Source organism: Bacillus gaemokensis (assembly GCF_001590835.1).
Lineage (GTDB): Bacteria > Bacillota > Bacilli > Bacillales > Bacillaceae_G > Bacillus_A > Bacillus_A gaemokensis.
On sequence record NZ_LTAQ01000067.1, the window covers coordinates 19320 to 38780 of the forward strand.

The following is a 19461-nucleotide window of genomic DNA, read 5'->3' on the forward strand; positions in this document are numbered from 1 at the left end:
ACGAATAAAGAAGAAGTGATGTGACATTTTTAAAGATTTATTTTTCAATAAAAAATAAAAAGATCCTCTATTTCATATTAGAGGATCTTTTGTTTACATAATATAATTACCATAGACTTATATAAGTAGTAGACTGCAATGGAACTGGCTTCCAACTTTGTTGTATTGTTTGCCATGATTTTACTGTTCCATCTTTACCTTTAATAAACGCTTTAAATTCTATATTTCTCTCAGCTGGCAACACAACATTGCCTCTCCAATCATTATTATGAGAATCATAAGATAATCGAATTGGATACTGCTTCGTATCCCATATTCCTAATTCTGCACGATTCCCAGTAATATATACCGTATCGCCTACTGTTGTAGGAGCATTTTTTACTACAACTGTTTGCATAACAGGAGTTACACCTAATAAGTCCTTAAATTTCCCCATTAATGAATTGTTATAAATTACGTCTTGATAACGAAGTAGTGTAAATCCAGCAAAATTATAATTAAAGGCCATTTCTGCAACTCGTTTATACTCCGCCTCATTTCCCATACTTAAAGCATTTTCACCATTTAGTACAATTCCCTTTTCATTAGCTAATGTTGCAATCGTTTGTACCAATGTTTTTGGCATTGAATATTCCGGATAACTCCCTTTATCCGTCATTTCTAAACAAGTAAATGTTACATCTAGCTTTGCATCTTTGAAAGCATCAAGTAAATGGCTATAATCATTATATCCTGCTGGCTTTTCAGCTCCGTGAGGTATGAGCGGATTATTATACTGCCAATGTACACCTGCAATTTTTGCACCGATTGGTACTTGAAAGCTTGAATCAAAAGCGTTGTGGGCCAATTCACCAATCAATTTTGTATGACTTTCCAAAACACCTTGATACCATTCTAAATAATCTTTTCCATATGAAGAGTTATATCCATTCATAAGAAACTGTTCTCCATTACTTGGTGGTAGAATCTCTGAGACCGAAGTAAGTTTTGTACTCCATACTTTGTTCACTTCATTTAAAGAACCATATTTATTTAATACCCAGGAACGAAATTTAGATTTTGCAAACTCTGTATATGCTTGAAGTTTTCCACGTGACGGATAACCAGTTCCATCAGCAGATGTATAGGAAGGATATCTCAGTTCTCCAGCTGGTCCTCCAGATAAATAGATTTTTGCGATTACATCTTTATATGGTTTCATAGCAGCTGCAAATGCTGTATATAATTCGCCGTATTCCTTTCGAATTACATCAGAAGCTAATGGATTCAAAGTTTCTTTATTAACGGTTCCTGTTTCAGATTTAAAATAAAGACTATCATCTGATTTTTGATTCCACACCCACGAAGGAATCGATACATTACAATCATCTCCAACATTTCCACCGCATTGATGTGTGGACAGGATAGGAACCATTTTCATGCCCGCATTTTTTACCGATTGAGCAAACCGCTGCGCGTACGAAAAATCGAATTGTTGATCTCCGGCCTTTTCCATGTCTCCCCACCAAAAATCAACAGTAATTGCATAAAAACCATTTTGCTTCGCCCACCGCAAATCATTTTCAAATGTCTCCCAATTTGTTACTTCCGGAATCTTTTTTAATGGCGCCATTAAGTAAGCTTTGTAATCTTGATTCATTCCCTTTCCATTTACAGCTGCAAAACTTACTTGCGGACTTAATGAAGATATACATAATATCAAGGCAAATAAAATGACAATACTATAAAACTGTTTTTTCATCTCTTCTCTCCATTTCAAACTATTTTTATCATACCCTTAATGTATGTGCTTTCATTATAAAACAGACAACGAAAACGCTTGCATGCAATAATGCATATTTTAATTAAAAAACCTAAAGTAGTACTTCCATCAATAGGACTACATCCCCCCCACTAATGATTCTCCCTTCCTAATCAAACTTTCACTAACAATCCCTACATCTAAGTCCTTCACTTTCGCTAAATTTTGCAGTATGGAGATTGCTGTACGTTGTTAATATAAAAAAGAACTAGACATGTACCTAGTTCTTTATTTATATACTAAATTCATTTATTTTCTAACTTTTTTACAAATCTATCATACTGCATCCGGAAAAGTTCAATGAGTAATGGAAGATCCTCTTCACTTTTTATATGGTAACTAATCCATCCTGATTCAGGTAATACATGATGTGGCTGTGCTAAGCCTTGATTTATTAATTCATTACGTTTTGATTTTGGAAATGGCAGATCAGCTAATGTATCTCCGTGAAGATGACCTAATTCTTTCTTTTTATAATTTAATTCAATACCACCAAATCGATGTGGCTTTTCAGAAACACCTTCCCAGCTCAACACTTCTTTTCTAATCATTTCACTATATGACATAACCATTCACTCCTTTATTAATCTGAATGTAAGAATAGGATATCTTTTTTCATGAAAAATTACTTCAATCAAAAGTATGAATGTATATGCGAAAATAGTTTATAACAAGGAAGAAGCAAATACGTTTTTATTTATTTTTCGTTTTCATTACTATTACACTCTTCAATATGTACGTTTGAAAGATTACAACGTTCAAATGTCATTTCTCCTCCCCTTGATTATGATGCCACCCTAAATTTATATCATTACAAATTAGCCAACCATCACCTATAACTTGAACCCATACCTCTTTCCAGTATGGGTTCAACATATGTTAGATTTAAGTGTTATACAAGATATTTACCCGCGTATAACACCTTCAATCCACGGGGAAGTGTTTCCAGTCTCATTTCTTACTGTTTCCATGTTTGAATATTATATTAATGATTATTGATTACCTGTGGTAAAATTTTCAATTCAAAACACTGGTTACAACACAGGTCCTACGTTATCTTGAAACCCTTTATTATTCCTAGTTGGATCATAGGCTCTTTGATTACTTCTGTTGGACTCGTAGGTTCTGTGATTATCCCTATCCAGACCATAGGCTCTTTGCTTACTCCTGTTGGATTCATCAGCCCTGTGATTATCCCTATTCAGACCATAGGCTCTTTGATTACTCCTGTTGGATTCATCAGCCCTGTGATTATTCCTAATTGAATCATAGGCTCTTTGATTACTTCTGTTGGACTCGTAGGTTCTGTGATTATCCCTATTCAGACCATAGGCTCTTTGATTACTTCTGTTGGACTCATCAGCTCTTTGCTTATCCCTAGTCGTACCATAGGCTCTTTGATTACTCCTGTTGAACTCATCAGCTCTTTGTTTATCCCTAGTCGGATCATCGACTCTATAATTACTCCTGTTGGATTCATCAGCTCGTTTATTATTCCTAATTGAATCATAGGCTCTTTGATTACTTCTATTGAACTCATCGGCTCTTTGTTTATCCCTAGTTGGCTCGTATCCTCTTTGCTTACTCCTGTTGGATTCATCAGCTCGTTTATTGTTCCTAATTGAATCATAGGCTCTTTGCTTACTTCTGTTGAACTCATCGGCTCTTTGTTTATCCCTAGTTAGCTCGTATCCTCTTTGCTTACTCCTGTTGGATTCATCAGCTCTTTGATTACTTCTGTTGAACTCATCGGCTCTTTGTTTATCCCTAGTTGGCTCGTATCCTCTTTGCTTACTCCTGTTGGATTCATCAGCTCTTTGATTATTCCTAGCCGAATCATAGGCTCTTTGATTATCTCTGTTAGACTCATAATCCCTGTGATTATCCCTAGTTGGACCATAGGCTCTTTGATTACTTCTGTTGAACTCATCGGCCCCGTTGGTCCTATATCTCCTAATGACCTTACGACTTCTATTGCCCCTGTTCATCCTACGGCCCCTTCCTTTAGCTTCTGTTGATCTAAATTTAGGCAAAGGTACCGATATACATGGATCCTTTTTAAATTCACTCATTTTTCCACCTACCTTATAGATAAAACAGTTTTCCTAACTACATACCATAGCTTATGAATCTACAAATATACAAGTATAAGGAAAGCATCTATAAAAACTATAAAAGAACCATCAGATCAAGCCTTATTTTACATTTCAAAATAGAAAGCATATCATAAAAAAGAATACATTCTCCTCAAAACACTTTCAGTTGAATACTGTATTCATATCAGACTTACATAACACATCATAATTAAATCATTTCCTCTTAAACCATACAGAACACATATAAACTTTACATGTGTTCTGTATGGTTTATTTTTCAAATATTGTTGATTACTACTTTTCTAATCAGCTACAACAAGTTAAAAACAGAAAGAAATGATACACTGTTAGCTAAATTAGGATTATTTTCTATAACCTAAAAAACACCTATTTTAAAATAGATGTTTTTTACAAATAACTTAAAAAACTATAATTCTTGAACAAATATTCATTACCGCACAATATATGAACTAGACTCATATCCTAATCCGTATACCTATTTCAAAATAGAAAGGCAGGAAAAGTGTATGACTTCCTATATAGATTATGCTTCTCCCTCTGTTAGCTTCACTCATGATTTAAACACAAGTAATTTCTTTAAAAAGGATGCTCAAAACTATATAAACGTACTTGGTATTAAACAATTAAATACACTAGATAATACATCCTTATTAGATATTTTTTTAAGTACCGGTAATGTTGTTGAGCCTCATGTACATCAAAATGCAGCCGAACTTGTTTACTGTATATCTGGAGCTGCTGTCGTTTCTTTACTTAATCCGTTCACAAATCAAATTCTGAATCTCCCTATAAAACCAGGGCAAGTTGCCAATGTTCCACAAGGTTGGTGGCATTATGAAATTGCTTCTGTAGACAATACACATTTATTAGCAATTTTCAATGCTCCTACGCCAGAAGTTATTTTTGGATCTGATATTTTAAGACTAACCCCATCAAATGTAATGGCCCATACTTATTGTCTTGATGAACAGCAATGGAAACAAGCAATATCTCCTCTCCAATCTACTACTGTAATTGGTCCTCCAGCAAACTGTAATCAAAGTCAAAACCGAGATGGTATGCATCATGCTGTATATTCAAATCAACCACCTGTACAACAGCCACCTTCTTATTACCAACAACAGCTTCCATTTGATCCATATTGGGGATATTAATACAGAAAGCTCTGGTTAAAACCCCTGCGTAATAAATACTTTCAAAACCATATCATATCTCATTGCCAGTTGATCAATTCTTTTTCACTGTATTTTATAATTATAAACAATATACTTACTGGCAATTATCCCTTTACCCCTATACCTTCTATCGTAACGATTACTAAAGCTTGTACATATAATAATATTAGTATGTTATATAGGAGGTGATGTTAGCGTGAATAAAAATTACAACTCTAACAAAAATTCTTCGAACAATAAAAATAACCGTACTCAATCTTCCGATCAACGACGGTCCGAAAATTCATACCAACAAGGATATGTAAAGAAAAAAGGTTGTAATTGTGGTAAAAATAAATAAATCTTTATTTTATACCAAAAGAGCATTTTTCAACTATCAAATCATCCATTGTATCATAATCAATGGCTTATTCTGATTCTCAACACTTTATCGTAAAGTTATCTTTATCAAATTGACCATCTAAAAAGGAATACTCATTTCTGAGAGTACTCCTTTTTAGATATTTTGCAAGTTAAATCTGTTAAAGTTAATGAAGCGAAAACAGTATATAATGCCACCTTTTTTCTTCACACTATATTGAATACTTTCAAATTTCGGCGCTTCCATCTCCGGAAAATCTTTTGTTTCATCTATTTCATATAGTGTTTCCGCATCAGACTTTGCCCCGTCAGCAAACGCTAACGTTTCTAATGCTATATCCATCACTTCCTCCTTACTTAACGTTTTCAGTAACTCTATTAATCCTCCCATAGTTTCTGGCATCCTCATAACAATCATCCTCCTCTAGATTAGAATGGGATTACATAAACTTTTACATATACACCATGTTTCATCGCAAATTGCTCCAATGTTTTTTGTCTATACTCAGTCACTGTAAAAAAATGAATGATTGGTATTTTTCCGTTATATTTAATTTTATAATACATGGTAAACTCGCCATATCTATTCAGTTTCTCGCTATTCACATTCATCATCTGTGTACGATCAATTTCCACTGCATTTAATATCCCTTCTTCATCTCGATACTTTACATCAGGAATAATTGTTTTCTTTTTATCATTTACTTTATAACGGATGGGTTCTTCTATTCTCCAATCGTCAGGACAGAATAGATAGAACCACGCTTCATTTCTCATAAGGCTGTGTGCTAATCGAATTGTTGGTACTATCTTTTCTGTATCATCAAATAGCGCACGCCCTTTTTTATTTAAATAATATACATACTCTTTTTTATAAACTGTACTATTCACAAAGGGATTTAGGTCTTTTAAAATTCGATTCGCATTCCTTATTCCCCCCATATCATGAATAGCCATTAAATGCCTTCTTGTTGCAAATTTTAGCTTTCTAATCGAGGTCAGAATCGTCATCTGACGGTTCAATTTGATGTGTGTTTGAATGTTCATGTTTCTCCACCTCGTATTGTTTTAATACATTCCACATCTTTTCATTAGAAATATAAGGGACCTGTATCTCTGTCAATCTATCCGTTTTGAAAAGCGCACGTCCGGGTATGCTTTCAATGGATTCAAGACCAGCTTCATCAATTACAACTTGAGAAGCTATTTGAGTTGGTAACCTGAAACCGAGTTTTGCATCTGAATTTTGTTTTACTTGACGAGGTAATGTGTCACCAGTTGGATACTGTGTGCAAAAAATAAGCCTAAATCCAAGTGCTCCCCCTATACGTGCGATGTGAGAAAGCATTTGTTGGCAAGCTCCTAATAGTTTTTGTTGCTCCTTCTCCATACTTTTATCTGGACAAAGTTCTGCTCCTTCATCCACAATGACGAAATATCGTTCTTTTATATCTGTCTCCACAACATTTGTATAGTGCCTTCCCTTCATGTAACGCATCTTTTCTTCCATTTTTTCAAGGATTGTATTCAATACTTGAAAAGCTTGAATTGGTTTTTCTGCGACACATTCAACTTGTTTCAAATTTTGATATGATCCAAATTCTAAACCGTCTTTTAAATCGATAATATACAAATAAGTATGATCTGCTTGTGCTGTAATAAGAGATGTCATCACATTCTTTAAAAAAACTGTCTTTCCCATACGTGTTAAACCACCTAATGTCATATGAGGGGTTTTATCGAAATCATGATAAATTAATTGCTCTAAACTTTGCCCTATTGGTACAAGCCATTTATCTTTTTCAACTAACGTTTGTGACCACTCCCACTTCTTAAGAATGTCTTTATTGAATACGCGGATACTTAGTTCATAATTATCATATTGAATCCGTACAGGTTTGTTTAATCCCTCACTTACCACATCTGCTACCTTTTGTATAATCTTATTCGGCATTCCTACTGGTAAGCTGTATATAAAAGTGATACTCCTATCGTCTTCAATTTGTTTTTCGAATTTCGGATAATGTAATTTATCATCCCTTTTAATAACTATGCCGGACACTTCAAAAAACACTTTGATTTTCTTTCTATCATCATCTTTTCGTTTGAACTTATCACTTACCAATGCGTAGGTAAGTGCTGCCGTTGGAACTAACAATAATTCCAACATAAAAAATTCCCCCTTATATATCCTATAAGGGGGAATTTTTGGAATATTGCAGAACAAGCAATTCCTTTTGTATAGTGCGTTGTCTCATTCTTCCAAGTACTATTCCTTCATAGAAACAACATTAGAACATAACGTAGAAGGTATAAGAACGAGCCTGTAAGTGTGGTGTACAAAGTCACTTGTGGAAGCCAATGTGGAATACTCTTCCCCATTTTTCCCGCCACTTTCATCGTGATGACAGACAAGCCTGTCGCTGTCCAAATAATTACCGCTTCCGCTGCAAGTGTCATAGCTATTCCGCCTCTTCTCTCTCACGAAATTTAATCCCTAACTTTGTAGCAACAACTTCATAACAATCCATTAAAATTTGCCAATTGAGAACATCCTCTTCTTCACCATACAAATCTTCTTCAACAACTTGCGATAAGCTGAAATAACCCTTGTATTCTTTGTTATTCAACACTTCATGATTTTTCATATGAGTTAAAATGGATTCTGTTTCCCCTCTTGATCTTGATTCATTGTACATATGACGAAGTTCTTTTGATGAATATAGATATGGAGTTGTATTGAGGTAACTATACTGCCAACGCATATATCCCTCTCCCTTCTTGATGTCCTTGATTCCTCGTAGTCTTCCAGGTGGAAGTAATATAGGTATATGAACTAGAAAGAAGGAATTTGCATGTCCAATTGAAAAAATAATAAAAAGAACTATTATTTTTTTATAAAGGGGGGGCCAATGTGAATAGCCAATTAAAAGAAATTCTTGATAATAGAGGAATAAAATATGGATTTATAGCAAAAAAAGCTGGTATCACTAATGCCACCATGACAAACCTCATTAAAGGCGGTATTCCTACATTACCTGTTGCATACCGTATTGCTAAATTGCTAAATATGCACATAGAGGATATTTGGATTGAAGAAGATTTAGAATAGAAATCAACTGGGCATACTCATATTGAGGTGAGGTATGTGATTTGGGCTATCCTGTTATTAATACTTGTTTTTGTAATCGGAGCAACTATGCCAAATACAGAAGTCTCTAGCGAAGAACTTCGTGTTGCCCAACTAAAAGTACAAGCAAATCGAAAGTATTTAGAAGAAATGGACCCACGAAAGTTTGAATATGTCGTCGCTGACTTGTTCCGTTCTATCGGATACAAAGCACAAGTAACATCTGGATCTAATGATGGTGGAAAAGACATTATTCTACATAAAGGAAACGAAGTGAAGTACGTTGAGGTGAAACGTTATACGAAGGGAACGATTGGCAGACCCTTCATTCAGAAACTCCACAGTGCTATTGTGGATACTGAAGCTGTCGGGGGGTATTTCGTTACGCTGAGTAATTTCAACAAAAACGCAAGACAATATGCAGCAAATAAAAATATAGAATTAATTGATGGAGATGCACTAATTCATATGATGAATTCGAAGCCAATGTAATTAAAAAAAGCCGCCTCTACGAAAGAGACGGCTTTCAACTTATTTCACATATACATAGACTTCATTTGCTGTTACATAATATGTTTTACCTTTACTATTGTGTACTTTGTATTGTGGTGATCCATTAACATTTACTTTCACATCAATTGCAAATCCTAGTCCTGAATCTAAAGTTCCAGCAACATCTTTATCTTGCCAAGATGGAGAATCATAGAAACGTAGGTTATTAACTTTAGAAACAACGCGCTTCTCTGCAACTGGATTTACAGGCTCTTTCTTTTCAAAGCGGATATATGATGGATTGTATTTAATCCACTGATTTCCACCTAAGTTTAGCCAACCGTCTTTCTCTCCCCACACTTGATAAGCTTCAGGTTTATTCAGCTGACGAATAACGGAATAACTCGCACCTGGGCCTTTACGCAAATTAACGTTATTCCCTTGAATGTATGCAACTCCCTCAATGTTTGCAGTTGGTTCACCTGGTTGAGAAGGTTTATTCGGAACAGATACGTCACCATTATTGTACGCACGTTGTACATCAGCGCGGAATTGAGCTTCAGAAACACCATGACTACGTAAGTAATCAAGTGGATCTTCATGATCTGTGCCGCCCAAATATTTCGTTACATCATAGTGAGTCCATAATCCTTTTTCGACTGATAGTTTGTTATCTTTCAAGATTTTTGCAAGTAACCTTACATATTTATCATAGCTGCGTTTGAATTTCGTATAGTCTGCCGTTTCACATAACTCCACATGTACAAAACGTTTATTTGCTCCTGGTCCTGCTCCATATGCGATGTACTTCGTATCAGCAATTTGAATTGTTTCATTCCAATCTACCGCATAATGAACAAATGCTGAACGCCATGTACAAGACTCATATTTTTGAATGTTAATAGCTGGAGCTTCTGGAGTTGCTGTAGAATGTGCCACAACTCCCTCATAAGCCCCTACACCGTAACGATATGGTGTTTTAGGTAAACCATCAATTAAGTGTTCTATCAGCAAAAGCACTTGTTGAAAAAGAAACAGCAAGTACTAAAATCGTAAGAAGAGAAGTAAAATGTTTCATTGTCTTTTTCATTTAGCATCAACATCCTTTTTCATAATTTTTGTGTGGTCAAATAATCCACTTGCTGACAGTCCAATGATGATTCCTTGAAATACATTCATTTTTAAGTCTTGTGGCAAAAATAAAACGCCTAGCACAATGCCAAGCGTTAAATTTAATAACGGAATGTATTTTGTTTGTAATCCAACTGTTTTTGCAATCTGTGAAAGACCGACTACAATGCCAATCATTACAGTAATTTCAACCATTACACACCACCTCCTTTCAAGAAGAAAGTGAGAGCTGCCCCAATAATTCCGCCAACAATAAGGCGTAAAATCCACGTTGTATTGGCGCTGATTTTATCCAATTGTTTATTAATGTTGATGATACCCTTTTCATTTCCTGTAGTTCGCGTTTCTAAGCTTCGAATATCTAACCTAATTTCTTTTATTTCCATTGGTTTCACCTTGCTATCACTCCAGCACAGTTGACATAGTCCGTTGTCTCTGTCCTTTACTCTCGCCCTTGTTAATCCCCAGGCTTTAGAGTTATAGAACTTCTGATTGTCTACATCAGTACGCTTAGCCTTATAGTCTTTGTGCCTTTGCTTCCTTCTCTTCTCGGTAATAGTAGCACACGCTTCACACATACCTTGCTCCATCCGAACTGTCTTACCGCATCTACATATCTTGAGTAGCATGACATCACCTACTTATTTTTAATACTAAGTAAAACTAAGTATTAAAAATATTAATAGATTAAATTAAGAAAGGATTGTTTATTTATGTCTATAACACATTATCCTCCAAAGTATCGCAGTAAAAGTTTTCATTGTCCGCATTGTCAGGTATACGCTAAGCAGACTTGGTATAGAACCCTTTTAGAAGGGGAGCTTCTTTTGAACGAATTGGAAGTATCTTTGTGCGCGCATTGCAATATGAAAGCGTTTTGGTTTAACAAGGTGCTAATAGTGCCTAATAGTTCATTAATTGCACCTCCCCACATTGATATGCCAGAATCTATTAAACCGGATTATACAGAAGCTTATGGTTGAACTTGGAGAAAAAGGGAATAATATCAATGATGATATTGCTTCACTGGTAAAAAAAGGACTGCCAGTAGAAGTACAACAAGTCTTAGATACACTAAGAGTAATAGGAAATAATGCCGTTCACCTTGGTGAATTGGATCTCTCCGCTGATGTTGAAACTGCTGTAGCTATCTTTGAATTAATTAACTTTATTATTGAAGAACAAATAAGTAAGAAAATGAAAATTGCATCTCTCTTTGAGAAATTACCTGCAGGTGCAAAAGCAGCAATAGAAAGAAGAGATGCAAAATAAAAAGCACCCATTTGGGTGCTCTATCTTCTACTATTTTTTTTAATTAATATACAGTAAATGAAGTTTTATCCTTTTCCCAATCACCTGATGTTTTTTCGTATAAGGTACACATTGAACAGTATCAAGTAACTGGAAGAAGAGCAAAAGCCCTTCCATGCTTCAATAGTCATTCAATCAGCTCCATTAAAGCTGTCGGAAATCAAGTTCTAAACCATGATATAAAATGAGCCGTTTATCATTATAAAGTTATCCTTGTGAGTTGTGTTTTCCGCCACTTCTCACAATACAAATATATCATGCTGAATCCAAAACAACCGGCACATTTACTGCCAAAAAGCGGTCACGACTCTGCCACTTTATTTTAATTCGCCAATAACCTTTATTTCCCTAGACAAGCTCATTGCAACAACCATAAAGAATAAATTGGATTTCTATTAAGGTATTATGCTTGTTCTGATTGTTGAACATGTAATGGAGGCGGAATAATCCAACCTTTTTTCTTATTCAGACGAAGTAATATAGCTCCAGCTTGTGCTTTTTTCATATGGAATTGACCAAACATCATTCCTACATCTTCTCGAAGAGATTGTCCCATTGCTTGGCTACATGCTACTAACCCAGCAGCAAGATCCATAGAAACTTTAGTTGCAATTTCTGCATCATTAATACGAGCACCAGGAGGAATCGTTTCAATAGATGCAACTGGTCTTTCTGGAGGTGCTGGTGGTAATGCAACACCATTTAATTTTAATAAATTTTTTAATTCTTCAACTTCTGATTGGATATCGTTCTGTACAAGGTTTTCTAAAAATTTCTTTAAATCGTCGTCTCCTGTGTGATTAATAAGAACTTGATATCCAGCAATTGCACCTTGTGCTGCTGCAAGATAACTCCAAATCCCAAAGACTTCTCCGTAGTGCATTGGTTCATTTTGTGGATTTCCACTTAAAATACCCATTAAAATATTCCTCCTTAAAGAAATTAAACTCTTAACAAAAATGCTTACTATAGAAAAAATTTTCCCAACCATGTTCCTGATTAAAGAAAATAAGTTCTTATAACTCATAAGGAACACCTTACCCAAATATAGTAATTACACCTTATAGAATGTACTGTTACAAAAAAATTATTCTTATAAATAACACATATATTTCAATTAACATAATCCATTATTATCAGTACTTTTAATAATAGAAATTAAAGATATTTATCATAATTTTAACTCAAATGGATTTATAATATTTTTAAACGAATATTGTCTAAAGGAACGGGAGACATTACTAAATATGAAAGGAGGGAAAACCATGAAGAAAAAATTGTCATCTATTTTAGGTGCCCTATTACTAACTATTATGGTTTTTGGTACAAGTGTCCATGCTGAATACGATGGTAATAATATGGATAGAGTTAACAATAATGATATTACAACCCGAGTTAATGACAATAACATGAATAGAGTTAATAATGATACTAGAACTCGAAATGTGAATACAACAAATGATTTGAATAATGATCGTGATGATAATAATAATTGGGCGTGGCTTGGTTTATTAGGACTAGCAGGTTTATTCGGTCTTAGAAGAAAAGAAAAAGAACCAGAAACACGTTAATGTAGAACATTGCATTTAACTTTAAAAGATACTTATTTATCAAAAGAATGCAAAATGAATAAACTATGAATCGCCTTTAATAAGGCGATTTTTTATTTTTTCAAAATCAATAATAATTACATAAAAACGGATATTATTAATCGGAAACAATGAATTTCTTAATTTGATGGTAATGAAGCGTTACGTCCATTTGACGAACTACGCTTCTTTTTTATGCCGTTGCTTCACTTACCCATATCTTATATTGTGTGTAACTGAGCCTATTGCTGAATCCCTTGGTATCAGTGAATTTATAAGATTTTCTTTTCTAAGTTACACATTACAAAAATTATGGATAACTGTATAAAATATGAGCGTGTTCTCCGTAGTGATGTACGTTATCGATTCGTTATAGACATGTCTACTCTGTAACTATTAAGAGGGTTTAATTTTATCCCTTAATAGTTGGGCATATTTCAGGGCAATTTTTAATCGATAAATTATGCTAATTTAACAAAATTCGGAAGTAAGAATTACTCAAATGGAATATGAGAAATTTGGAAATACAGGATTAGATATATCTCGTCTTACCCTCGGTTGTATGAGCTTTTTATAAGAAAATTTAATCACAATTCACTTAGAATTCTTTATTTGAAGGGGCAGAAAAAGATATCTTTTTTAGAAGTGTCGCAACTTTCTTCAATATTTCGGACCGCTTTTACAAACATTACGACTTTATTTTAAAAGTGTAAAACTTTAATATTCTATGCATGCCCCGCCTCCTAAACAAATTGCCTATTTTATCACTATAATGAACTATATTATTATATTCTTCATATATTGTTTAATGAATACTATTTTATAGATTCCCTATCATCACTTATTCTTTTAGAGGAGGAATATATTTGGAAGCAAAAAGCTCAATACAAGAATATCTAAAAAGTCTTTTAATTCGCCTGAAAAATTTACAATGTACTGAAGTATCTCCACATAAGCAAAATAATTTAGGTAATTTATTAGAAAATCTTATATCCGTTTTACCAATAGATTGTTTCTGTACACTATCCGAACAAACTATTACAATGCTGAAAAATGCACTGAATGCATTATTAGCATGGAGTATCCTTGCTCCTATCAGTTTTAGTTTAAAATCAGACCTACAAGCCGCTTTGAGTTCTTTGAAAAATCAATTACAATCAAATCATTTTTCTTGTTGTGCAACCATAAAAGCATTGCAAGTACTTGAGCTGGTATTAATAAAAATTATAAATCAACCTTTAGTTAGCAGCAGAAACAAATATAACTTACAAAATTTATTACAACAATTCCAAGGGATTATTACTCAATATTTGATTTGCCTTGCTTGCGAACTAGGACCAACCGGACCAACCGGACCAACTGGACCAACTGGACCAACCGGACCAACCGGACCAACCGGACCAACCGGACCAACCGGACCAACCGGACCAACCGGACCAACTGAATCACTTCTTTATATTTCAAATAACGGCGATAATACTGTTAAAATCTTTGATCTAAATACGAATGCCATTATAGATTCTGTGAGCGGATTTAATGATCCGAACGAAATAGCAATTTCCTCAGATAAATCTAAAGCTTACATTGCAGACTCATCTAATAATAGAATAGTCATTCTCGACTTAACTACTAATGCCATTATTGATACTATTTCTGGTTTTTTTATAACGGAAGGAATAGCACTTAGCTCAGATGACACCACTGCTTATGTGCCCAATGCTGATACTATATCCATTGTTGATTTAAATACAAATACCATTACTGCTAATATTAATGTATATGAATTTCCAAGCTCAATAGCAGTTACTTCAGATAACTCTAAAGCTTATATACCACAGTATTCATTACATGATGGTACTTTTATAACTATTTTAGATTTAAATACGAATACCATTTCTGACATCATTTCAGGTTTTCCTGAAGCAATTATGAATGGCATTGCAATTACTTCAGATGATTCGATTGCTTATGTTGCAGCTTCAACTCTTGGTAAAGTATTCATTCTCGATTTAAATACAAAGGAGATTATTGGTTCTATATCAGGTTTTTCTTTCCCAACTGCAATTGCAATTACTTCAGATGATTCCACTGCTTATGTGACAAATTTTCAAAATAGCACTGTGTCTATTGTTGATTTAAATGCTGGAGTAATCACTGGTTCTATATTAGGATTTTCTCAACCATTTGGAATTGCAATCAAATAAACACATTGGAATGTAGGAAATTCTAAAGAGTTCTTCATTAGTATGAACCTGCATTAAACTAAAAAATCCGCCTACAAGGGCGGTTTTTTTACGGTGCTATCGTCTCAAGTGTTAGAAACATGAGTATAGCAGAGACACAACGAATATTTTTAAGACGTATAAAACACGCTCTATCATAATACAAAAAGAATAGCATTTTCTGTGAATTATAAGTATAAATTTATCTTAGATTAATAGGAGGATGGTGAGACCTCAGTTGCACTTACATATAGGACAGTCTTATTTTTAGAGATTGGAAAAGAATTTTTGGATTTGTTGGGCTGTTCTTTTGATTTAAAATGAGAAGTAATGTTCTGAAAAATATAAAGAGTATAGAGGTAAAAAAAATGAATGGTTTTAAAGATGGGAGATTATGATTATAAGTGAAATATTTAAAATAAATATTTTTTGTAGTTCACCTATAAGTAAAATAAAGGTAAATAAAAAAGAAATAGATACTATGTTCCCAATTCAGATATTTGATCAGATAGTTAAAGAAGAGATTCAAGTTGATTTTGTAAACATATCTGTAGAGGAAGTCTTATTTTCTATAGAAAATGAAAAATTAGCCAAGGTAATTACAATTATCGAACAGTTAGACTATATTCCTGAAATCCATCCAGGGTGTATTAAGGTAACCATAGAAGGAGCAGCTGAATTTTTTTGGGTACCACCAGGAAACGTAACACAAGTCATTTCTGCTTTATGGAAAAAAGGTGTGCAAATCTTACAAGCTACTGATAGTCATAAGACAATTTTTACACCTGGAGATGCCAATTTTCTCTTTTTGGGGTATTTGCTGAATCTATACCAATAGAAGGAGTTATTTCAGGTCCAATACATTTTGAAGGAGCTCGAATAAGTTAGAACTAATTATTCCTCTAAACGTACAATTTTCTTTTTTGATATAGTTACTCACTATTTCCATAATTGTATCTTTTTTTAATTTCCTTGAAGACGAGCAGTTAGCTTTTGCTATCTGCTCTTTTGTTTGCGTCGAATGGTCCAATATCTTCACCAATAGCACCTAAGTAATTCTTACGATCCATATCCCAACAACTGCGGCACATCTTTTTACTAGGAACGAAATCTAATAAGTGTGGTCCTCGTAATTCCTTACTGATACCACCACACCAATCACATTCACTGCCATTTTCATACTCTGCCATAATTTTATTCACTTGATGTTCTGAAAGCTCTATACTTCCAATTGGCTCTGTACAAGCTAGCTCGCCAGTATCATATTTACTTGGCATACCGTCATACGCTAATGACTCCATGTAATCATCTGTCATTTTGTTTAAATCGATAACCAATTTATGATCAATAATTTTAAGTTCATATTTTCCCATTTCCCTCTTCCTCCCTGAATAAAACTCAATATTTCGTCAATACTGTAGATAGGCCAACCAGCCAAAACTCATTTGAATTTCTTTCTCCTTGTTCCCCCTTGGAGATGAGCGGTTAGCTTTTGCTAGCTGCTCTTTTTTGGTTACATTTACCACTAGTAACTATTACAGTTACACTTTATAATATAGAGGCTCGAATAAATCGAGCTGTTATACCCATTACCCTAGGAAACTAGGGTTTTGTTTTGTACAAAATGAAATTTTTGTTAACTAGCCTTCACTTCATGAATAATTCCCCAAATATTATCCATAATATAGATAAGCTGGTGAAACAGCTATACTACAATCCATAATGAATCTCTGATTTTCTTGAATTCTCCCTAAGACAAGGCAGTTAGCTTACGCTAACTGCTTTGTTGTATAAGTTTTCATCACAAGTACATACTATTTACGGGATGCTTGATTGATTGTCATTTGAGATGTTATTTAACTTCGACGCTCCCGCTCCTTTGGAGAACAGCTTATACAACTGTTCTCCTGTTTTTTATTTAATTTTCACCTTTGAATAAAAAATAAATATACTATCATGAAGTTACCTATTAGGATACATCTTAACAAGAGCACTATTTGAAGGTGCTCTTTTTTCTTTATCAAATAAATACTTTGTCTTCCTTTACATATTTTTAGGAAAACTACACATACTAGCCATAAACCGTTTAAACTAGCGGTTTCACTCTTCTTGTAATGAGAAGGCAATTTATCTAATTGACCAACTCGTTCAACCCACCGGCAGATAACTAAAAACGTTATCTGCCAAACCATTAACAATTTTTGTATACTAAGTATCAAACTTGTGCATACTTTTAAAGAGCTACATGTATTAATATTTATATTCTTTCTAACGGATTCCCCTCCGTTACATAAGATCCTAATTAGCAGATAACTAAAAAGTTGTCTGCTATTTTTTGTATAGCTATATTTTTTTTACACATACTATCTACGAGCCAGCTTACCAATATGAGTCATTTGGACACTTGAGAGTCCTCCTAAATTATTTTACTTTTGATAGGGCAAGCAATTTCGCTTGTCCTATTCTCAATTAAATATTTATTTTTCCTCTTTCTCTACTTTCTACTCAAATGAAGTTTTTATTAAGTTCCCTTTCATTCCGCATAATATTTCCAATCCCGTTTATACTATAGTTGTAACTGTCCGTTACAAATCATTGCTTGTAAGCGCGGGTTTCTTTTGTACAACGAGCAGTTAGCTAATTGAGCTAGCTGCTTTGTTGTGCAAAATAGCGTTTTTGTTCAAAAACTTCACAAACTCATTTCTACTAATATGGTTTCAAATTTTTCTATTGACAGTTATAATACTTTTACACAATTGAAATTCTACAATCAATATCGGAGGCACTTTAATGGTAAACACCCCTAAATTTTCATCACAACAATTGAATCCCAATACATATCAAAATAAGGGTAAGAATAAAAAACTCAGACGTCGTCTTTTATTAGCTTTAGCTTTTATGTTACCTCTAATTTTTTCTACTCAATATTCCATTTATCAGCAACAAAAAATGATTAAAGAAAAACAAATCATACTTAATAAGGAAAAACAAAGATTATCTTCTTTAAAGAAAATTGGGCATGATCTTGAGTACGATATTAAAACTTTAACAGGAAGTGAAGAAGGTATTTTAAAATTCGCAAGGAAACTATATGGATTTTCTAAGCCAGATGAAACTATATTTCAAATAACTGAATAAATTTTTATGATATATGAACGACCTTACGAAAATTACATATCCTACAAGTAAAATCAGCTTCAATCTAAAAGTGCTCGGCATTCCCCCAAAGGCGATATAATGATAATCGTCTTTTTATTTATCAGCAATCTATCAAATAACTATTTTGTACTAATTGCATCCCAATCAAATGTTTCTAATATATTTAACAATCGTTCCACTTTCGGTGGTCTCCAAGCCATCATAGCATAGGTGTGAGCTTTTGAAGTATAGTGATAATCATTTTCCTGTGTTAGCAATTCCTGCTGCAGTTCCTTTAAAAATTGAATGTGCTTGTTCATTTCTCATTCCCCCAATTTGTATTAAAATAACGCTTTTGTTTAGTTTGCGTTTTATAGTCCTCTTCTTTCTTATCAACAAAAATTTGTTCATATTCCATTCATATTGTGCATTTAATAAGTACGATTAGAAATTTCTGGAGATGAAAATATGTCTGAAAAAGATGAATTGAATTCATCTGAAATTTTATATAGCGCTGCATTAAATCCAAGTTTAATCGGTCCCACATTACCATCTATTCCACCATTCGCTTTTCCATCAGGGTCAACTGGACCGACTGGACCAACTGGGTCAACTGGTTCTCAGGGAATAGTTAATGTTTTTTTGCCAGTGAAAGGAACTCCCTAAGTCCCATCCCAGCCACCACAACTTTAGTACTGCCTCCAATAACTGTAGCATCAGGGCAAGTCGTAAAATTAGAAGCATTTGCTTTTGGTCTTTCCCTCCAAGCAGATCTAGATGTCACCTATACAGCTCGTTTTCGTCTAAGAATATTTAGGGACATAGTTACTATTGTAGATATAGAACAAGGGGTTAATTCTCAAACTTCTGATGGTGAAGCGGGAGTTTTATCTCTAAATCCATCTTTGTTTTGGTTAGATTCCCCATTACCAGGCACATACACTTATTCTCTACGAATTGATCTTGTAGGGCCTCCTTTTAACCTACTAGATTTT

The 19461-nt window shown here is 34.0% G+C and carries 22 protein-coding genes and 1 pseudogene; 9 read left to right on the plus strand and 14 right to left on the minus strand.

What is annotated here, in order from left to right:
- Positions 1-106 precede the first annotated feature (106 nt).
- From AZF08_RS25045 to AZF08_RS25055, 3 genes are all read right to left on the minus strand, one after another.
- Positions 107-1741, minus strand: coding sequence for a family 14 glycosylhydrolase (locus AZF08_RS25045; protein ID WP_033675517.1), 1635 nt, complete (start codon positions 1739-1741; stop codon positions 107-109).
- A 305-nt stretch (positions 1742-2046) separates the two neighbouring features.
- Positions 2047-2367 (minus strand): luciferase domain-containing protein, encoded by a 321-nt coding sequence (locus AZF08_RS25050; RefSeq protein WP_033675516.1) that lies wholly within the window; start codon positions 2365-2367, stop codon positions 2047-2049.
- Between the two features lie 468 nt (positions 2368-2835).
- The gene (locus AZF08_RS25055) at positions 2836-3873 is read right to left on the minus strand and encodes a hypothetical protein (protein ID WP_063177401.1); all 1038 of its coding nucleotides are present in this window, start codon (positions 3871-3873) and stop codon (positions 2836-2838) included.
- 551 nt (positions 3874-4424) lie between these two features.
- Between AZF08_RS25055 and AZF08_RS25060 the strand changes: the two genes are divergently transcribed.
- Positions 4425-5072, plus strand: a complete 648-nt coding sequence (locus tag AZF08_RS25060; RefSeq protein WP_033675513.1) for a cupin domain-containing protein — start codon at positions 4425-4427, stop codon at positions 5070-5072.
- Positions 5073-5589: 517 nt separating this feature from the next.
- Here AZF08_RS25060 and AZF08_RS25065 read toward each other — a convergent pair.
- The 5 genes from AZF08_RS25065 to AZF08_RS25085 form a co-directional block, all read right to left on the minus strand.
- Positions 5590-5862 carry a hypothetical protein gene (locus tag AZF08_RS25065; protein WP_033675512.1) on the minus strand — a complete coding sequence of 91 codons (273 nt, stop codon included), beginning with the start codon at positions 5860-5862 and terminating at the stop codon, positions 5590-5592.
- Between the two features lie 20 nt (positions 5863-5882).
- Positions 5883-6500, minus strand: a complete 618-nt coding sequence (locus AZF08_RS25070; RefSeq protein WP_033675511.1) for a replication-relaxation family protein — start codon at positions 6498-6500, stop codon at positions 5883-5885.
- Positions 6442-7623: an FtsK/SpoIIIE domain-containing protein gene (locus AZF08_RS25075; RefSeq protein WP_033675510.1), complete on the minus strand. Its 1182-nt coding sequence runs from the start codon at positions 7621-7623 to the stop codon at positions 6442-6444. The genes AZF08_RS25070 and AZF08_RS25075 overlap by 59 nt, the downstream gene beginning before the upstream one ends.
- Before the next feature lie 107 nt (positions 7624-7730).
- On the minus strand, positions 7731-7913 hold the full coding sequence (locus AZF08_RS25080; RefSeq protein ID WP_033675509.1) for a hypothetical protein: 183 nt from the start codon (positions 7911-7913) through the stop codon (positions 7731-7733).
- A gap of 2 nt (positions 7914-7915) precedes the next feature.
- A complete protein-coding gene (locus tag AZF08_RS25085; protein ID WP_033675508.1) occupies positions 7916-8218 on the minus strand; it encodes a hypothetical protein in 303 nt (100 codons plus the stop codon).
- 149 nt (positions 8219-8367) lie between these two features.
- Between AZF08_RS25085 and AZF08_RS25090 the strand changes: the two genes are divergently transcribed.
- Complete coding sequence (locus tag AZF08_RS25090; protein WP_033675506.1) at positions 8368-8565, plus strand: helix-turn-helix transcriptional regulator; 198 nt, start codon at positions 8368-8370, stop codon at positions 8563-8565.
- Between the two features lie 36 nt (positions 8566-8601).
- Positions 8602-9075: a restriction endonuclease gene (locus AZF08_RS25095; protein WP_033675505.1), complete on the plus strand. Its 474-nt coding sequence runs from the start codon at positions 8602-8604 to the stop codon at positions 9073-9075.
- Positions 9076-9114: 39 nt separating this feature from the next.
- Here the strand turns inward: AZF08_RS25095 and AZF08_RS25100 are convergent.
- The 3 genes and pseudogenes from AZF08_RS25100 to AZF08_RS30955 all read right to left on the minus strand — a co-directional run bounded on the left by AZF08_RS25100 (position 9115) and on the right by AZF08_RS30955 (position 10592).
- Positions 9115-10165, minus strand: a pseudogene (locus AZF08_RS25100) (N-acetylmuramoyl-L-alanine amidase).
- The gene (locus AZF08_RS25105) at positions 10162-10401 is read right to left on the minus strand and encodes a hypothetical protein (protein ID WP_033675504.1); all 240 of its coding nucleotides are present in this window, start codon (positions 10399-10401) and stop codon (positions 10162-10164) included. The pseudogene AZF08_RS25100 and the gene AZF08_RS25105 overlap by 4 nt, the downstream one beginning before the upstream one ends.
- Positions 10401-10592 carry a hemolysin XhlA family protein gene (locus AZF08_RS30955; protein WP_051725808.1) on the minus strand — a complete coding sequence of 64 codons (192 nt, stop codon included), beginning with the start codon at positions 10590-10592 and terminating at the stop codon, positions 10401-10403. Before AZF08_RS30955 ends, AZF08_RS25105 begins: the two co-directional genes overlap by 1 nt.
- 589 nt (positions 10593-11181) lie before the next feature.
- Here AZF08_RS30955 and AZF08_RS29380 point away from each other — a divergent pair.
- On the plus strand, positions 11182-11478 hold the full coding sequence (locus AZF08_RS29380; RefSeq protein WP_051725803.1) for a DUF4145 domain-containing protein: 297 nt from the start codon (positions 11182-11184) through the stop codon (positions 11476-11478).
- Between the two features lie 442 nt (positions 11479-11920).
- On the opposite strand, the gene AZF08_RS25125 is transcribed toward AZF08_RS29380, so the two are convergent.
- A complete protein-coding gene (locus AZF08_RS25125; protein ID WP_033675503.1) occupies positions 11921-12436 on the minus strand; it encodes a DUF3231 family protein in 516 nt (171 codons plus the stop codon).
- Positions 12437-12782: 346 nt separating this feature from the next.
- Here AZF08_RS25125 and AZF08_RS25130 point away from each other — a divergent pair, with 346 nt between their 5' ends.
- The 3 genes from AZF08_RS25130 to AZF08_RS25140 all read left to right on the plus strand — a co-directional run bounded on the left by AZF08_RS25130 (position 12783) and on the right by AZF08_RS25140 (position 16166).
- Positions 12783-13088: a WGxxGxxG family protein gene (locus AZF08_RS25130; protein ID WP_033675502.1), complete on the plus strand. Its 306-nt coding sequence runs from the start codon at positions 12783-12785 to the stop codon at positions 13086-13088.
- 884 nt (positions 13089-13972) lie between these two features.
- Positions 13973-15310 (plus strand): YncE family protein, encoded by a 1338-nt coding sequence (locus AZF08_RS30275; RefSeq protein ID WP_063177403.1) that lies wholly within the window; start codon positions 13973-13975, stop codon positions 15308-15310.
- Between the two features lie 412 nt (positions 15311-15722).
- A complete protein-coding gene (locus tag AZF08_RS25140) occupies positions 15723-16166 on the plus strand; it encodes a hypothetical protein (RefSeq protein ID WP_033675501.1) in 444 nt (147 codons plus the stop codon).
- A 148-nt stretch (positions 16167-16314) separates the two neighbouring features.
- Here the strand turns inward: AZF08_RS25140 and AZF08_RS25145 are convergent, their stop codons facing one another.
- Positions 16315-16701 (minus strand): hypothetical protein, encoded by a 387-nt coding sequence (locus AZF08_RS25145; RefSeq protein ID WP_033675500.1) that lies wholly within the window; start codon positions 16699-16701, stop codon positions 16315-16317.
- A gap of 1417 nt (positions 16702-18118) precedes the next feature.
- On the opposite strand from AZF08_RS25145, the gene AZF08_RS25150 reads away from it, so the two are divergent.
- Positions 18119-18466, plus strand: coding sequence for an FtsB family cell division protein (locus AZF08_RS25150; protein ID WP_033675499.1), 348 nt, complete (start codon positions 18119-18121; stop codon positions 18464-18466).
- Positions 18467-18606: 140 nt separating this feature from the next.
- Here AZF08_RS25150 and AZF08_RS25155 read toward each other — a convergent pair whose 3' ends face one another.
- Positions 18607-18786 carry a hypothetical protein gene (locus AZF08_RS25155; protein WP_033675498.1) on the minus strand — a complete coding sequence of 60 codons (180 nt, stop codon included), beginning with the start codon at positions 18784-18786 and terminating at the stop codon, positions 18607-18609.
- Positions 18787-18934: 148 nt separating this feature from the next.
- Between AZF08_RS25155 and AZF08_RS25160 the strand changes: the two genes are divergently transcribed.
- Positions 18935-19132: an exosporium leader peptide-containing protein gene (locus AZF08_RS25160; protein WP_033675497.1), complete on the plus strand. Its 198-nt coding sequence runs from the start codon at positions 18935-18937 to the stop codon at positions 19130-19132.
- The last annotated feature ends 329 nt before the right edge of the window (positions 19133-19461 follow it).

What these genes read in the sequence shown, in the direction of transcription:
- AZF08_RS25065 (WP_033675512.1), bottom strand. Translation starts at nt 5,862, where the DNA reads ATGAGGATGCCAGAAACTATGGGAGGATTAATAGAGTTACTGAAAACG.
- AZF08_RS25045 (WP_033675517.1), bottom strand. Translation starts at nt 1,741, where the DNA reads ATGAAAAAACAGTTTTATAGTATTGTCATTTTATTTGCCTTGATATTA.
- AZF08_RS25160 (WP_033675497.1), top strand. Translation starts at nt 18,935, where the DNA reads ATGTCTGAAAAAGATGAATTGAATTCATCTGAAATTTTATATAGCGCT.
- AZF08_RS29380 (WP_051725803.1), top strand. Translation starts at nt 11,182, where the DNA reads ATGGTTGAACTTGGAGAAAAAGGGAATAATATCAATGATGATATTGCT.
- AZF08_RS25080 (WP_033675509.1), bottom strand. Translation starts at nt 7,913, where the DNA reads ATGACACTTGCAGCGGAAGCGGTAATTATTTGGACAGCGACAGGCTTG.
- AZF08_RS30955 (WP_051725808.1), bottom strand. Translation starts at nt 10,592, where the DNA reads ATGGAAATAAAAGAAATTAGGTTAGATATTCGAAGCTTAGAAACGCGA.
- AZF08_RS25140 (WP_033675501.1), top strand. Translation starts at nt 15,723, where the DNA reads ATGATTATAAGTGAAATATTTAAAATAAATATTTTTTGTAGTTCACCT.
- AZF08_RS25105 (WP_033675504.1), bottom strand. Translation starts at nt 10,401, where the DNA reads ATGGTTGAAATTACTGTAATGATTGGCATTGTAGTCGGTCTTTCACAG.
- AZF08_RS25150 (WP_033675499.1), top strand. Translation starts at nt 18,119, where the DNA reads ATGGTAAACACCCCTAAATTTTCATCACAACAATTGAATCCCAATACA.
- AZF08_RS25125 (WP_033675503.1), bottom strand. Translation starts at nt 12,436, where the DNA reads ATGGGTATTTTAAGTGGAAATCCACAAAATGAACCAATGCACTACGGA.
- AZF08_RS25075 (WP_033675510.1), bottom strand. Translation starts at nt 7,623, where the DNA reads ATGTTGGAATTATTGTTAGTTCCAACGGCAGCACTTACCTACGCATTG.
- AZF08_RS25130 (WP_033675502.1), top strand. Translation starts at nt 12,783, where the DNA reads ATGAAGAAAAAATTGTCATCTATTTTAGGTGCCCTATTACTAACTATT.
- AZF08_RS25085 (WP_033675508.1), bottom strand. Translation starts at nt 8,218, where the DNA reads ATGCGTTGGCAGTATAGTTACCTCAATACAACTCCATATCTATATTCA.
- AZF08_RS25070 (WP_033675511.1), bottom strand. Translation starts at nt 6,500, where the DNA reads ATGAACATTCAAACACACATCAAATTGAACCGTCAGATGACGATTCTG.
- AZF08_RS25145 (WP_033675500.1), bottom strand. Translation starts at nt 16,701, where the DNA reads ATGGGAAAATATGAACTTAAAATTATTGATCATAAATTGGTTATCGAT.
- AZF08_RS25155 (WP_033675498.1), bottom strand. Translation starts at nt 18,786, where the DNA reads ATGAACAAGCACATTCAATTTTTAAAGGAACTGCAGCAGGAATTGCTA.
- AZF08_RS25060 (WP_033675513.1), top strand. Translation starts at nt 4,425, where the DNA reads ATGACTTCCTATATAGATTATGCTTCTCCCTCTGTTAGCTTCACTCAT.
- AZF08_RS25050 (WP_033675516.1), bottom strand. Translation starts at nt 2,367, where the DNA reads ATGTCATATAGTGAAATGATTAGAAAAGAAGTGTTGAGCTGGGAAGGT.
- AZF08_RS25055 (WP_063177401.1), bottom strand. Translation starts at nt 3,873, where the DNA reads ATGAGTGAATTTAAAAAGGATCCATGTATATCGGTACCTTTGCCTAAA.